Origin of the sequence: Bacillus sp. AY18-3, assembly GCF_008042305.1 — a bacterium.
Classification (GTDB): Bacteria; Bacillota; Bacilli; order Bacillales; family Bacillaceae_G; genus Bacillus_A; species Bacillus_A wiedmannii.
This window is the reverse complement of the sequence record NZ_QKQR01000013.1, coordinates 111,554-127,214: the sequence shown is the minus strand read 5'-3', so window position 1 is coordinate 127,214 and position 15,661 is coordinate 111,554. Positions and strand designations below refer to the sequence as shown.

The following is a 15,661-nucleotide window of genomic DNA, read 5'->3' as shown; positions in this document are numbered from 1 at the left end:
AATGTTATTTGTTCTGTTTCATAATAGCATTATTTTTCAAGATTGCTAGCACATATATTTTCATTTGAAAGAAGGATTTCATAATCTTTTTCTTGTAGTCATGTTTTATGTACAAAGTCATATATTGAATTTGTAACACCCTATATGGTATCTGCTTAAGGGGGGGGATGCGATAATGAAATGTCCGGCGTGTCATACGGAAAATACAGCAGAGGCAAAATTTTGCGGGAATTGTGGACATTCGTTGACGGAGGAAGCCGTAGCGAGTGGTGCACAGGAGGAAGGTGAGCAACAAGCACGCGTAGCACCAGCAGAGGAAACTCGATCAAATGAAACGGTAGAGCAAGCGAAGCGGTTTGCAAGTGGCTACTTTCAGTTTTTTAAACACGCATTACAAGCACCGACAGCTATTATGAAAAGTGGCAAGGTTGAAGTACGAAATGGAATTGTAAGTCTTGTTCTTATTTGTTTTTTAGGGGCATGTATTTTTTATAGAATGATGAGTGCTGCAGCAGCTGTTACAAAAACATTTGCACCAGATATATCTACTCCTACATTCTTTTTGGACTCTGTAACGGTCTTTTTATTTTTACTTATTTTAACTTTATTTGTCGGATTTATTATTTTTGTCAGTGGGAAGATGATGAAATCATCTTTTTCGTTTCTTGAAGTATTTGGAATATGGGGAACGATAGCAACTCCGGTAATTGCTATATTAGTGCTTTCTTTTCTGTTTAGCTTTTTATTAATCTTTTTCTTACCAATTTTATTAGGGCTGGCTACAACATATATGGGAATTAGTATAATTGTAGCTACAGTAAAACTAGATAACGGTGGATTAGATCTTGTTTACACTCTTTTTATCGCAAATATTTTCATTGGAATTGCAACATTCATTGTACTGTGGTCTTACATTAGCACGATAATTCAAATCTTTACACAGGGATTAACTGGCCTCTAAAGAAAAGGTGGTTGAATGGATGAATGTATGTACAAAGTGTGGGACTCAGATTGAAGACGGTGTGCAATTTTGTCAAAACTGCGGGAGGAAGAGGGAGAGTCTTGCAGTAAAGAAGAAAATGAGCAGCGGTACAAAGGTTGGCATTACAATTTTAACATTACTTGCTGTAGTGATTGTTGGACTGTATTTGTACGGATCATCGTATTATAAGCAGGCGGCACAAGTAGATCGGATCATTACTATTTTACAAGAGAGGAACGGGGAGAAGTTAGCTGAAATCGTCACGGCAGATGATCCATCAGTTACTGTAACGAGAGAGAGTCTAATGCCACTATTTTCGTATATAAAAGAAAATCCACCTTATGTGAATGAATTGAAAGAACAGTTGAGGATAGGTGAAAAACAAGGGAACGGAATCGAAAGAGCAGACTTTTCGTTAACGAAAGACGGAAAGTATTTCTTTTTATTTGATCGGTATAAATTGAAAGCGAAGACGTATTATACGACATTGCTTACAAATGAAAAAGGTACATCTTTAAAAATGAACGGAAAAGAAATAGATAAAACAGATGACAAAAAGTTTGAGAAGCAATATGGACCGTTTCTTCCAGGAACTCAAGTGTTTCAAGCAGAATATAAAAATGATTATGTGAAACTATCACGTGAAGAAAAGGTTGTACTTATGAAACAAGGTCAAAATAACGTAACGATAGATTTAACGTTGCAAGGACAATATATTACGGTTCAAACGAACGTGCCTGGTGCAACATTGTATGTGAATCAAAAACCAGTTACAGCGCTGGCAGGAGAAGAAATTACATGGGGGCCTGTAGCAACTGATGGAAGTGCGACGATTTATTTAGAACGAAATGGAGAAAACGGAAGGGAAACGACGAAGGTAGAAACGGTAACTGCACTTCCGTCTTATAATCTTCCATTCCAAAAGAAAAGTGCGGAAAAACCAGTTGTTTACAATGTTACTCCGCCGCCTACGACTCGGTATGGATATAATGGTTTCATCTTCCCGGATAGTGATATTCGAAAACTAACGAGTGCAGAATTAACATATTTATCGAAAGAACAGTTGAAAATTGCTAGAAATGAAATATACGCAAGACATGGACATATTTTTCAAACGAAAGATATGCAAGCGTACTTTTCAAAACAGTCTTGGTATAGAGAAAATACGTATTTTACAGGAAAGCTAACAGATATTGAAACTTATAATGTTGAATTGATCAAATCAAGAGAATAAACACGTGAAAAAGGTACAGTGCATAACTGTACCTTTTTTATGGTTATTTATCTGAACCAGGATCCCTTGAGAAAAAGATGTGAAAGAGAAATGTGACTTTACTTGATCCTCCTGATGTACTAGCTTGTATATGTGATAAAGGACCAGACGTTAGAGCTGCCTCGGAATGGGGTGGTACAACTATTTTGAGCGCATGATCCGAATCTGGCGAAGCAGTAACAGTTATTGTATCATCAGAAAAGTTCAAAATTTTAACGGAACCGACTGGAAAGATGGATTTGCCAGCATGTGATGCTGAAGCGAATTGGGTAGCTTTCCAAATATCTTGTGCAAACGTATCATCGTTAGATAACCAAGCACGAGCGCTGTAGATTGTTGCATTAATAGAAAATTCTTGGTCAAGTGAGAGGGCGGGTTTCGGTTCTTTTGGTTCTTGCGGTTCTTCTGGAAGCTGGGCGAGAAGGCCGGCGCACATGTATGTTTCACCTACTTTCGATCGTTACTGTTATAGCATATTAAACATGTTGTTTATAAGACACGACGGCTACCTATTCAGGCATAGGTTTGTGCACCAAATTTGAAGATGAAATGCTCTTTCTTTACAATAGAAGTAGGTGTTATTTCTGAAAAATATGGAAAACGTAAAGAGTATGTAGAAAAGAAGGAGTGGTAAAGTGAACTATGTCATTATTGGCGGAGATGCAGCTGGTATGAGTGCAGCTATGCAAATTGTTAGAAACGATGAAAATGCAAATGTTGTAACGTTAGAAAAAGGTGAAATTTATTCGTACGCGCAGTGTGGATTGCCGTATGTCATTAGTGGTGCTATTGCTTCAACGGAAAAATTAGTCGCGCGCAATGTGAAGACGTTTCGTGATAAATATGGCATTGATGCGAAAGTACGACATGAAGTAACGAAAATAGATACAGAAAAGAAAATCGTGTACGCAGAGCATACGAAGACGAAAGATGTTTTTGAATTTCCGTACGATCGATTATTAATCGCGACTGGCGTACGTCCTGTTATGCCAGAATGGGAAGGTCGAGATTTGCAAGGCGTTCATCTTTTAAAAACAATTCCAGATGCTGAGCGTATATTAAAAACGCTAGAAACGAATAAAGTTGAAGATGTAACCATTATTGGCGGTGGTGCGATTGGACTGGAGATGGCAGAAACATTCGTCGAACTTGGTAAGAAAGTAAGAATGATTGAGCGAAATGATCATATCGGTACGATTTATGATGCAGATATGGCTGAATATATACATAAAGAAGCAGATAAACACAATATTGAAATTTTAACGAATGAAAATGTGAAAGCATTTAAAGGAAATGAAAGAGTGGAACAAATTGAAACGGATAAAGGTACGTATAAAGCAGATCTTGTTTTAGTATCGGTTGGAGTGAAGCCGAATACTGATTTTCTTGAAGGAACAAATATACGTACAAATTATAAAGGGGCAATCGAAGTAAATGCATATATGCAAACGAATGTGCAGGACGTATATGCAGCTGGTGATTGCGCAACGCATTACCATGTTATAAAGGAAATTCATGATCATATCCCGCTCGGAACGACTGCCAATAAACAAGGGCGACTTGCTGGACTGAATATGCTTGATAAACGAAGAGCATTTAAAGGTACGTTAGGTACAGGTATTATTAAATTTATGGATTTGACGCTTGCAAGAACAGGTTTAAATGAAAAAGAAGCAAAAGGGCTACATATTCCGTATAAAACAGTCAAAGTAGACTCCACAAATATGGCGGGCTATTATCCTAATGCGAAACCACTTTACTTGAAATTATTATATCGTTCTGACACGAAACAATTATTAGGTGGACAAGTAATTGGAGAAGAAGGTGTAGATAAACGAATTGATGTGATCGCAATGGCACTTTTCAATAAAATGAGCATTCACGATTTAGAAGATGTCGACTTAAGTTACGCACCACCATATAACAGCGTTTGGGATCCAATTCAGCAAGCGGCAAGGAGAGCAGAATAGCACTTTTTAAGTGCTATTTTTTTCGTTAAAGGGGAATCATTATTTTTGGCGAAAGAAGCGAATTGGAAATAGTTATATATAGGGAAGGGGATCATTAAAAATGTTTGTAACACTTCAAACAGTTCAAGAATCAGAAAAAGAAATATTACGTAATTTATATGCACTATATCTTCATGACCTCTCTACATTCACTCCTAATATAAAGATTGGGGCAAATGGATTTTTTGAATACGAAGATTTGTACATGTTTTGGGAAAATGACGGAATCACTCCGTATTTTATTAAAAGTAATAATGATATTGTAGGATTTTTATTACTACTGGAACGTCCATTTTTGAAAAAAGAAAATGACTTTTGTATTAATGACATTTTCATATTGAATCAGTACAAGGGAAAAGGAATCGGTAAACAAGTTATTGAGAATGTACTAAAAGAGAAACGAGGACAATATTTCGTTATCGAACTTGTGAAAAATGTACCAGCTGTTTCTTTTTGGAAGAAAGTATATAGGGAGCTAAACATCGAATTTGATGAAAAAACACAGTTAATCGATGATGAAGAATGTCTCGTTCAAACGTTTAAAATATAATGAAATCGGTGCCTCTAGTAGATTAATTTGAAATTTAACTTTATCCTGCATTAACGGGCAGTAAGACCCCCACCTCAAAATTCAGCGAAAGCAAAGAAGCTAAGTGGGGGGCGGGCTGCCCGTAAAAGCCCGATTGGTGAAGGCTGATAATCAGTGGGGGATGAAGAAAACCCCCACTAATTAAAGTTTCACTTTATTTCGAATATACCGTTCGCCCTTGAAAACATAGTACTTATCGCTTATATTTTCATATAGTATTTATTTTTTAATAAAGCAATGATCGAACCAGGGGGCACAGTATGGCAATTAACATGAAAACAATCGAAGAATGGATTGCTGAATCAAACGCAAGACAAGAAGAAGACTTTGGAAACGTTGTTGAAGAAATGAAAGAAGTATGCGTCGGACTTGATAATGCGACATTAATTTATACGAAAAATGTATTTTGTTTCGGTAAGAAAGTAGAAGTATTGTTCTTCTTCCAAGATCATGTCGTGATTGGACAAGAAAAAGATGAATATGTTGAAATCGAAAAATTAAAGTATGAAGCAATTACACATAGCAACTTAAAAACAAATGACAAAAATACAACGTTAGAATTAAAGTTTGCTAACGGGAAATCTATCAATTTAGATAGTTTAAATGATAACTACGGTACGAAAAATTGGTTATTCGCGAGACAAATTAAGAGTATTTTTAAATTAATCTAGTAAAAAAGCACGCCGTCCACCGGCGTGCTTCTAATTACGCAAATCCCCTTTTAACCAATTCCGCGCTCGATACGCCCCAACAGGAATTTGAATGAGAGACGTTTCATTTCCAGTATCTATCCCGTATAACTGATCACATGAATTTGTATTAAAACTTAGTAATGGATGCCCGCCCATCCCCATCGCGGTTGCGGCGAAAACGAGTTTATGAACGAGTATGCCAGCTTCCATTTGGTGAATACGATATCCTCTATAGCCTAATGCATTTGTATAGTAATCTTTCTTTCCGACTACATGTAGGCAAAGCGGTACTTGAAAAAGGTTTACATTATCCATCGTCATACTGGATTGAAGGGGATAACGAAGGTCTCCATATCGAAGTGGCTGTATGGAATGTGTTTTACTGTTATAAGAATAAGCACCGTTCTCTATATCTTTTACGTTATAAAAACATCCATATAATGAGACCCGTGCATTTTCATTTACATACTGACCATCAAGGTCGTTGTAATAAGGGAAGGAGAGACTTGCTTCTTGTAGTAAAGTAGCGAGCTCGGCTGTATCCCATTTCGTGAAAGTAAAGTCAGCATCAGGGGAATACCGTTCTTTACAAAGTTGTAAGAAATCATACGATAACCGTTCTACTTGCGGCAACTGTACAGCGTGCGCATGATGTTGATAGTGCTCTTCATGATGTAGTGTTTGGAAGTGTGCTGTCGATTCAATCATAGAAGCTTCATTTATTTTTGTTAACATTGGATATTCATTTACATGTTTTGAGCGAACGAAATGTTCGTGTGCTAACGGCGGAATTTGCTGTAACAACTCATGAGAAGTAACTGTTTTATTTTCACGGTAATCATTGTGAAACCAATTCGTTTGCGGTTCTGTACTTAAAGGAACGACAGCATACACACTTTCTTCGCCTTCTGACAGTCCGAGTAAACGATTGATTGCACGGTCTAGAAACTGAAAGTATACGCCATTTGTGTAACCGAATTGTTTGGCACATGCAAGTAATTGTCCGATGAGAACACCACTATCTAATCCTTGAAGTCGATACGAAAAATTATTGTATTTAAAGTAGTTTTTCCAAAACATAGTGGATACGAATGCAGCGCCAAAACAAGACTGTATGTTACAACGGTTGCCAAGTGCTTCTGTAATGTAAGAATCGAAATTTCCTTCGCGAAGTAAAATAAGTCGGTGGTGCGCAGCGTCGTAATGGTAAATACCGTCTGGATAATCATCGATCTTTAAATATATATACAATTCATTTGGATATAAAGCGCCGCCTGAAGGGATAGATCTTCGGAATAAAATTTTTTCGCTATTTAGCTGACATAACTGTGTTAAACCAAATGAGGACCAAAGGTAATGACCAATCTCCTTCAAAGTAGGTGTAGTAGAAGAGTTAGGTAAAGATAATGGGATTTCTAAAGAGAGAGGAATGATAGGTACATTTCGGTATAATTTATAAGGAAGCGGTGCATCTTCCCAGTCCACTTCATGATTCGGCATAATTTCATCGATAGAAAAATGGAGATGATGTAAAAAAGTATCCAGCTGCATAAAATCCCCTCCTTTACTATGGAAACGGATGCGGATGTGGATTTAATTGTTCATTCGTTAAAGGTTCGTTTGTATATCCAAGTGTCATCGGCACAGTATATACTCTATCCAGTCCTGTAACTCGAATGAGATGGTGACCGAACGTCATCGGTAACATGCCTGGAATAATGACTTTTACGCAATGTAATCCGTTTTTTTCTATAAGAGGTACTGTTTGATCTACAACGATTACGTCAAGTCCAGATTGCTGCAGGCGGTTTAAAAGTTGATGAAGATCGGATGTTAAATCTAGATCAACTGATTGTAATGCATTCATTTCTTGGAACGATTGCACCGGGGCATCGTCACGTAAAAGAAAGTGAAGACGTTCTTCTGCTTCTTTTAATCCGTACAGCATACTATGGTCTTCCATTTTATTTACGAGATAAGGGTCTTGTAAGCAGTTTTCGTAGTGCTCTCTTTTTTGTTCGAGTTCATCGTCTGCTATTAGTAACATGCCTGCTATTTCATGGATGGCACTCTTTAAAGCGCGGACAGGGTCTAAATGAGAGCCTCCCGCACAAACAACGTTCATTCCATTTTCACGCGTATTTTTCGCAATTACCCATAAGCTTGGGATACCGTGTTCCATCGTTGCGTTAAAAGCATGTAATTCATACCCAGTAATCGTGTACAGCCGCTGAATCATTAATTGTAATTCCGTATCATTTGCTGAACTAAGATCAAGGCGAGGGAGAGGTAATTCCGCATACCAAGTGAGCAAAAAGGCGTCACGCTCTACAATTTCTAAAATGCCATGAAAAATTGCTTCTTCTAAACTACCACCAATTGCACATCCATTTGATGTTTCATACACGAAAGCATCTCGATGACCGAGGCTATAATAAGCAATTGATTCAGGAACTAAAAGTGGCCGGTTTTGTAATAAAGAGTAGCCCCATACCCAGTTTTGTTCATAGTCAGGATCAAACGGTTTAAACGGAAAACTATTACGATTATAATGTTCATTTGTATGTACACCGAGCAAGAGGGGATTAAGTGCATGATCCTCTAACTCACGAAAACTGCCGTGTACATTTGTCTTTTTTCCTCGAGGTGACATACCACAATATCGTTCTAAACCTTCTAAAATAGCAGTCGCTTCACTCATTGCAAATGAATGAGTTCGGCCTGCAACACCTTCATTTCCAAACATTAATGGCATGTTTATAATAACGTCAGCAAATGGTAATAAAGAATGCTGCATTTTTCCGTTCAACATACCGACGCGATAATCTAAATAATCTCTCGTTAAAAATGTGTTTAGTTCATGAATGGAACGACAGCGATATGCTGCTTCGCTTGTTTTTAAGCTCGGTTGTAACGAAATCGCTGCTGCATCTGCCGTATCATCAGGCAAATTGCTACATACAGGGCAGAGCGGATCGGGAAGAAAAGAATGCCGCGTACATTGCAGTGTTTGTAAGTTTAGTAAAATGAGTTCATTTTCTAAAGAAGAATGGTTATGAGTTAATATTTTCTCTGTTTCTGCACGAATAAGATGGCACATTTGTAACATACCATTTTGGGTGGCACGTACATCACGCCTTGTTACATTATCTGCCTTTAACGCATATTTCCGCTGTAGTGCCCACATTTCTTGTTGATCAAATCCAGCGATAAATCGGCGTCCATCAGAGCAGTTGGAACAGCCAGTTGCAAGAGGATGAATGTAAGGACCGATAATACCTTCACCAAATGAAGTGAATGCACGTAGCCATGGAATATGATTCGATCGAAACATTAGCTCGGCATCATGATGAATAGTAGAAGGAGAGCCATCATGTAATACGAGAGCGAGATGAATATTTTCAGGGAGTTCTTCTGTAAGGTTATGTTGGCGAATGATAGAATATTGTTTGCATAGTTGATCATGTACATAGTTTGCAAGTAAGCCATCTCCTATAAGCAATATATTTTGAGTCATAGACTGTCCTCCTTTGCAATTAATACACCGTACACACCATCTAAGTTTTCTTTCAAAAATGATTCAATGGCTAAATCAAACACGAATGGATAAAAATTATGTTCTTCTAAATGTTGCAAGGCAAGCTGCACAGATTGCGTGCTTGGAATTTCTCCTTCTTCTTGTATTTCTAATCTAAAAGAATCAGTATCATATAAAATAATCGATGATTCAGGCAAGATATTAGCTCTATAAGGAGTCTCTTCATTTTGAATATGAAGAAGTGATAGTTGTAGTGCGTTTCGTAAGGCTAACGTCATATTAATATTAGATGCACCGTACCAGCGATCATTTATACCGACCCAAACGACAGGAAAGCTGAGAATCTCTTCACTTACTGCTATTTTAGGTGTTTCATGAATTGTAGAGAGAGCATCGTAATAAAATCTACAATGTTTATCATGAATTGCAGTTAAATCAATCGTCGTAATTTCTTCTAGCATATGTGACTGCCGCTCATACAATTTATTATTTAAATGTTGTTGTAGCGCCCGGTATACACCTTCTGTCATCGTTTCTCCAGCGCCAATACCGATATCATTATGTTCAGGAATAAGGCGGTGCATAATTTCCGCTACATATGTTTCAATTCCTGCTAAACCAGCTTCTCGGCGCGCTTCATTATGAGTTAAACCACCACAAGTCATAAGAGGCAGGAGGGAAGCAGGACCATCTGATAGTGGAGTAGCTACTTGAATATGGCATTGTGATAACGGTAATTGATATGAATCTTGTTCATCCCATACATGGAATAAACCAGCTTCTTTAGAAGTTAATGAGTCGAAAAAGCGGAATAAATCAGTTGAGGTATGTTGGTTGGACCGCTGCTCAAGTTGTTCAGAAAGATTTTCTATCGTATCAATTGTAAAACTTTCATCAGTTGCGAGAGGATGTTTTATAAAAGGATGCCATGCTCCTTCGAGTGTTTCGTAATTTAATAAAAAGAATTGTGGTTCTTTTTCTCGGTAGGAATCATCAGCGACATGCTTAAGTAATTCAAATACGATTATATTTGCTAACATTGCAGATGGAAGTGGTGAAAATGATGCTGATGAATGTTCATTTTGTAAAGTCGTTTCATGTAGCCGATGCCATGCGGATTCCCAGCATTCTTCACGATTAGCTGTTACGATAGGGCCGGCTATACCAAGTGCTGATAAACAGACGGCAGGTATGAAGTTCTTTCCTACTTCTCTACAAATCGTGTGAACTGCTCTTAGGCCTTCAATATCTCCATTTTGAGAAACATACAAAATCCAGTCGAAAGGCTCGAACACTTCATGCAGGGGACGATCAATTGTCGTGTCTATTTCCTGAACTAGGACATGATCATCAACTTCATGTGCAAGTTCTACTAGCTCATGAATGCGATCGTAATTTGTTTCCTCATAATCTGTAACAAGGTAATGAAAGGTAGGTAATCCTGATTCTAATAAAGAAGAAACTAAGGAAGTAAGCATATCTCCAGAACCAATTATAAGGACGTTTGCCGCGCGATACGTTTCGAATTTTAGAGCGCCTGAATGAGAATCAGCTTCTAAAAATTCAATTTGTGAAGCGTATCTATCAAGTAATGCGCTATTTAATTCATGAGGTGCATCTTGACTTACATCCCGAACGAAACCATTTTCATATAAAATCTCTCCAATTTCAAATACACGATTTTGATAGGGGAGAGGGAGACCATCGGTTATTTCTGCTAAAGAATAATTCCCGTTAAACATTGGCATTAATTTTTCAATCCAGTTGTAAATTCCATCACCGTCCATACGAAATGAACTGGCATTATTTCGAAAATAGACACCCCCGTTTGAGTCGGGGAGGAAAAAAGTATCCTTATTTGCTTTAAGTTTTGCATCAATTGGAAGGTTATTCATTTTAATCCTCCTTACGTTTTAGGCATACATTATTAGCTTATGTAATGAAATTTGTCCCATATGAATGCAATAAAAAAAGGCTGTAGAATAATTCATTCTACAGCCTGTAATAGATTATTAATCTATCAACCTTCTAATAATAATGATTTTGGATCTTCAAGCATATCTTTAACAGCAACAAGGAAGCTAACCGCTTCTTTACCATCAACAATACGGTGATCGTAAGATAAAGCGATGTACATCATTGGACGGTTTTCCATACGTTCTGCATCAATTGCAACTGGACGTACTTGGATTTTGTGCATTCCTAAAATACCTACTTGTGGGCTGTTTAGGATTGGTGTTGACATTAGAGAACCGAATACACCACCGTTTGTAATTGTGAATGTACCACCTTGTAACTCTTTTAATGAAAGTTTGTTATCACGTGCTTTCATACCTAAATTACGAATTTCGCTTTCGATTTCAGCGAAGTTTAATTGGTTAGCATCGCGTACAACTGGAACAACTAATCCATCTGGAGCTGCTACTGCAATACCGATATCATAGAATTTTTTAATGATAAGCTCATCGCCTTGAATTTCAGCATTTAATAATGGGAATTGTTTTAATGCTGCAACAACTGCTTTTGTGAAGAATGACATGAAGCCAAGACGTACATCATGTTTTTTCTCGAAAGCATCTTTACGCTCTTTACGTAATTCCATGATTGCAGTCATATCAACTTCGTTAAATGTTGTTAACATTGCAGATGTTTGTTGAACTTCTACAAGGCGTTTTGCAATTGTTTGACGGCGGCGGGACATTTTCACGCGCTCAACTGGTTTTTCGAATTCCGTTTTTGCAACTGGAGCAGGAGCTGGACTTTTTGGAGCAGCTGGTGCTTCTTTTGGTGCGGCAGCATGAGCTTGTACATCGTGTGGTCTCACACGTCCAAGTGGATCTGTGCTACGTACGTCGTTTAAGTCGATACCTAATTCACGAGCCATTTTTCTAGCAGCTGGTGATGCGATAGGACGGTTCGTATTCGGTAAACCTTGTAAAGTTGTAGTTTGCTCAGCATTTGGTGCCGTAGCTTTCGGTGCTTCAGTTGTTTCTTGTTTTGGCTGTTCAGCAGCCGGTGCAGGTGTACTTACTGCAACTGGTGCTCCGTTTGCATCTAAAATTGCGATAGTTGCACCAACTTCAACTGTATCCCCAGGTTCGCCTAGTAACTTCGATACAATACCTGAATCTTCTGCAATGATTTCTACATTGACTTTATCAGTTTCAAGCTCAACAACGCTGCCACCTTTCTCAACTTTGTCGCCTACGTTGATAAGCCATTGTGAGATAGTTCCTTCAGTAATAGATTCTGCAAGCTCAGGTACTTTAATTTCGATCATTTTAAATGTCCTCCCCTTATTTGCCTAACGGTGTGTTTTTTCTTCTTTTGTCTTCGGTAATCTCCATTTGTTAGCCTGCCCCCGGGCAGAATATCTGTCCGGGGAGCAAGCTAGAAACCTTCATTATTACTTTCAGTTGCTGAAAACTTCAATTTCTTGTTTATCTTGACGGAAGTTATACTTCACATCTAAAGCGTGTGCAACAATTAGTTCTTGCTCAGCTTTGTGAGCGAATGGATCGCCACCAGATGGGCTAGAGCGATCTGGGCGTCCAATGTAACCAGTTTTCACTTTATCTCCAGCAAGTTCGAACAGAATTGGAGCCATGTAATGCCATGCGCCCATATTACGAGGTTCTTCTTGAACCCAAATAATTTCTTCTAAGTTTTTAAAGCGTTTAATAATAGATTGAACTTTCTCAGCAGGGAATGGGTACAGCTGTTCAATACGAACGACATGAACTTCATCTAAGTTATACTCATGTTTACCAGACTCAATTTCTGCTGCTAAGTCAATCGCCATTTTACCTGTGCTTAAAACAAGACGTTTTACTTTAGTTGGTTTCATGCCAAGGTTTTCTTGTTCTAGAGCAGGTTGGAAACGTCCTTCGCTTAACTGACTAGCAGTGGAAAGCGTAAGTGGGTGACGTAATAAACTCTTTGGCGTCATCAATACTAATGGTCGAACAGCGTCTGTTCCTAAGATAGATGCTTGACGACGTAAAATATGGAAGTATTGTGCCGCGCTCGTTAAGTTTGCAACTGTCCAGTTATTCTCAGCGGCTAACTGTAAGAATCGCTCTGGACGTGCACTAGAATGCTCTGGTCCTTGACCTTCATAACCGTGCGGTAATAGAAGAACTAAACCAGATTTTTGACCCCATTTTGCTCTTCCTGCTGAAACATATTGATCAAATAATGCTTGCGCAGTATTTGAGAAGTCACCATATTGCGCTTCCCACATAACAAGAGTTTCTGGAGCGAATACGTTATAACCATACTCGTAACCAACAACAGCAGCTTCTGATAACGGACTGTTATGAACAGAGAAGGATGCATTAATGTTTGGTAAGCGATGTAATGGTGAATATGTTTCATTTGTATCAGTATCGTGTAATACGATATGACGGTGCGCGAATGTACCACGCTGTGAATCTTGACCAGTTAAACGAATTGGCGTACCTTCTTGTAAAATAGAAGCGAATGCTAATGACTCAGCAAGTGCCCATTCAATTTTACCGTTCTCTTCAAGAGCGTCTTTACGGCGTTCAAGAATTTTCTTTACTTTCGGATATACGTTAAAGCCTTCTGGCCAAGATAATAGACCTTCATTAATTGCACGAAGTGAGTCAATCTCAACACCAGTATCAATTGGCTGAATGCCTTTTGCAACAACATCTGGCACTTTAACGTCAATTGTTGCAGCGCTCGTATCAGCTGGCGGCACTTGTGCATAGTCAGATTTTAATTGCTCTTGTATAAACTGAGTCATTGTTTCAACCTCATCTGCATTTAGAACACCAGCAGCTTGTAATTGATCTGCATAAATCGCTCTTACAGTTGGGTGATTTTTAATCTTTTTGTACACTTGTGGTTGCGTAACTGCTGGGTCATCCATTTCGTTATGACCGTAGCGGCGGTAACCAATTAAATCGATTAAGAAGTCTTTTTTGAACAATGTACGATATTGAATCGCAAGGTTAGCAGCAGCAAGACAAGCTTCTGGATCATCAGCGTTCACGTGAACAATCGGAATATCGAAACCTTTTGCAAGGTCACTTGAATATTTCGTAGAACGAGAATCATAGCTATCAGTCGTAAAGCCAACTGCATTGTTTGCGATAACATGAATTGTTCCACCTGTTTGGTACGCGTTCAATCTGCTTAAGTTCAACGTTTCAGATACAATACCTTGACCAGGGAATGCAGCATCACCATGAACTAAAATTACGAATGATTTTGAAGTATCTTGTTCTGGAAGACCCGATTTTTTACGATTCTCTTGAGCCGCACGTGCAAAACCTTCTACAACAGGGTTAACGAACTCAAGGTGACTTGGGTTATTTGCTAATGTAACGCGAGTGCTAACTTCTTCGTTACTAACGACTTGTTCTCTACCTAAATGGTATTTCACGTCGCCAGTCCAGCCAGAATTTGCCACTGCGCCTTCTATTTTTGCATGTTTGAACTCAGCAAACATGTGACTATATGGTTTTTCTAATACGTGTGCAAGTACGCTTAGACGACCGCGGTGAGCCATACCAATCATGACATCTTCTACGCCGCCCTTTGCACCTTCGAGAACAATTTCATCTAGAACAGGTACAAGCATATCAACGCCCTCGATAGAGAAACGCTTTTGCCCAACGAATGTTTTATGCAAGAATTGCTCGAAACCTTCAACAGCTGTTAAACGTTTTAAAAGAGCAGTTCGTTTTTTATTTGATAGTGGTTGACGCAATGAATTTGATTCCACCATTTGATGCAACCACGCGCGTTCTTCACTATCTTGTATATGAGAAAATTCATAAGCTAAAGATTTTGTATAAACGTCTTTTAATCTATGAATTACATCAAGTGCAGTGTGAATACCTTCTGGTGCATCTTGCCATACTGTTTTCGCTGGAATCGCTTTCAAGTCAGCATCGCTCAGTTCGTTCATTGCTTTCTCAAGAAGAGATTGTCCATTAGCAGCATCTTCCATCGGATTGATGTGAGCCAACGTATGCCCGAATGAACGAATTTGTTCAACAAGCTGAACGACTTTAAGAATTTTTTCAATGTTCCCTGTGTTTTGAGGAGAAAAATGTGTTGCTGTGTTGTCCCCTGTTACGACATCATCTTGAAACGAAGGAGCTCCAAAAATTTCAAAAAGCTCTTGTAATTCCGGATCAACAGAACCTGCTCCAGTTACGTAAAGATCATACTGCTCAATAACATAACCAAGGTTCGGACCATGGAACTTGGCCCAAGGGTTTGTCGTTGTATTCTTCCTCGTCATTTGTTTAAACCTCCCAATGCATATAATCCTTTTTCCAAACAAAAGGTGCATTTTGCTCTTTTCAATAATTGATGAACCAACAATCAATGTAAATGTTTTCTTTATTCTTATGTTATTACAATAATTTACATAATACCAAACACTATTACTTATCTGTTTTGTAAAAAAACATTCACAATAACTTATCACCCAAGTTAATCTTTCATGTTATAAAGTAATTTCACAGAAAAATGGGGTGGATATATTTGGTATACCTACACGAATAACTAAAATCGTTGCATGTAAATATAAGCATAAT

Annotated in this window: 11 protein-coding genes; 5 read left to right on the top strand and 6 right to left on the bottom strand. The window is 38.3% G+C overall.

Annotated elements, in window-relative coordinates:
* The first annotated feature begins 175 nt into the window (after positions 1 to 175).
* Both DM800_RS12195 and DM800_RS12190 read left to right on the top strand, forming a co-directional pair.
* Positions 176 to 961: a zinc ribbon domain-containing protein gene (locus DM800_RS12195; protein ID WP_147786894.1), complete on the top strand. Its 786-nt coding sequence runs from the start codon at positions 176 to 178 to the stop codon at positions 959 to 961.
* Between the two features lie 19 nt (positions 962 to 980).
* On the top strand, positions 981 to 2,216 hold the full coding sequence (locus DM800_RS12190; RefSeq protein ID WP_147786893.1) for a TcaA 3rd/4th domain-containing protein: 1,236 nt from the start codon (positions 981 to 983) through the stop codon (positions 2,214 to 2,216).
* Between the two features lie 43 nt (positions 2,217 to 2,259).
* Here DM800_RS12190 and DM800_RS12185 read toward each other — a convergent pair whose 3' ends face one another.
* The gene (locus DM800_RS12185; RefSeq protein WP_147786892.1) at positions 2,260 to 2,691 is read right to left on the bottom strand and encodes a hypothetical protein; all 432 of its coding nucleotides are present in this window, start codon (positions 2,689 to 2,691) and stop codon (positions 2,260 to 2,262) included.
* 199 nt (positions 2,692 to 2,890) lie between these two features.
* Between DM800_RS12185 and DM800_RS12180 the strand changes: the two genes are divergently transcribed.
* The 3 genes from DM800_RS12180 (at position 2,891) to DM800_RS12170 (ending at position 5,524) form a co-directional block, all read left to right on the top strand.
* The gene (locus DM800_RS12180) at positions 2,891 to 4,225 is read left to right on the top strand and encodes an FAD-dependent oxidoreductase (protein WP_147786891.1); all 1,335 of its coding nucleotides are present in this window, start codon (positions 2,891 to 2,893) and stop codon (positions 4,223 to 4,225) included.
* Between the two features lie 100 nt (positions 4,226 to 4,325).
* Complete coding sequence (locus tag DM800_RS12175; RefSeq protein WP_087984769.1) at positions 4,326 to 4,814, top strand: GNAT family N-acetyltransferase; 489 nt, start codon at positions 4,326 to 4,328, stop codon at positions 4,812 to 4,814.
* A 299-nt stretch (positions 4,815 to 5,113) separates the two neighbouring features.
* The gene (locus tag DM800_RS12170; RefSeq protein ID WP_075308507.1) at positions 5,114 to 5,524 is read left to right on the top strand and encodes a DUF3908 family protein; all 411 of its coding nucleotides are present in this window, start codon (positions 5,114 to 5,116) and stop codon (positions 5,522 to 5,524) included.
* 30 nt (positions 5,525 to 5,554) lie between these two features.
* Here the strand turns inward: DM800_RS12170 and DM800_RS12165 are convergent, their stop codons facing one another.
* The 5 genes from DM800_RS12165 to odhA form a co-directional block, all read right to left on the bottom strand.
* On the bottom strand, positions 5,555 to 7,096 hold the full coding sequence (locus DM800_RS12165; protein ID WP_087984770.1) for a SagB family peptide dehydrogenase: 1,542 nt from the start codon (positions 7,094 to 7,096) through the stop codon (positions 5,555 to 5,557).
* Between the two features lie 16 nt (positions 7,097 to 7,112).
* Positions 7,113 to 9,062 carry a TOMM precursor leader peptide-binding protein gene (locus tag DM800_RS12160; protein WP_087984771.1) on the bottom strand — a complete coding sequence of 650 codons (1,950 nt, stop codon included), beginning with the start codon at positions 9,060 to 9,062 and terminating at the stop codon, positions 7,113 to 7,115.
* Positions 9,059 to 10,978: a putative thiazole-containing bacteriocin maturation protein gene (locus DM800_RS12155; RefSeq protein WP_087984772.1), complete on the bottom strand. Its 1,920-nt coding sequence runs from the start codon at positions 10,976 to 10,978 to the stop codon at positions 9,059 to 9,061. The genes DM800_RS12160 and DM800_RS12155 overlap by 4 nt, the downstream gene beginning before the upstream one ends.
* A 125-nt stretch (positions 10,979 to 11,103) precedes the next feature.
* Positions 11,104 to 12,363, bottom strand: a complete 1,260-nt coding sequence (gene odhB / locus DM800_RS12150) for a 2-oxoglutarate dehydrogenase complex dihydrolipoyllysine-residue succinyltransferase (protein WP_147786890.1) — start codon at positions 12,361 to 12,363, stop codon at positions 11,104 to 11,106.
* A gap of 132 nt (positions 12,364 to 12,495) precedes the next feature.
* The gene (odhA, locus tag DM800_RS12145; protein ID WP_087984773.1) at positions 12,496 to 15,363 is read right to left on the bottom strand and encodes a 2-oxoglutarate dehydrogenase E1 component; all 2,868 of its coding nucleotides are present in this window, start codon (positions 15,361 to 15,363) and stop codon (positions 12,496 to 12,498) included.
* Positions 15,364 to 15,661 lie beyond the last annotated feature (298 nt).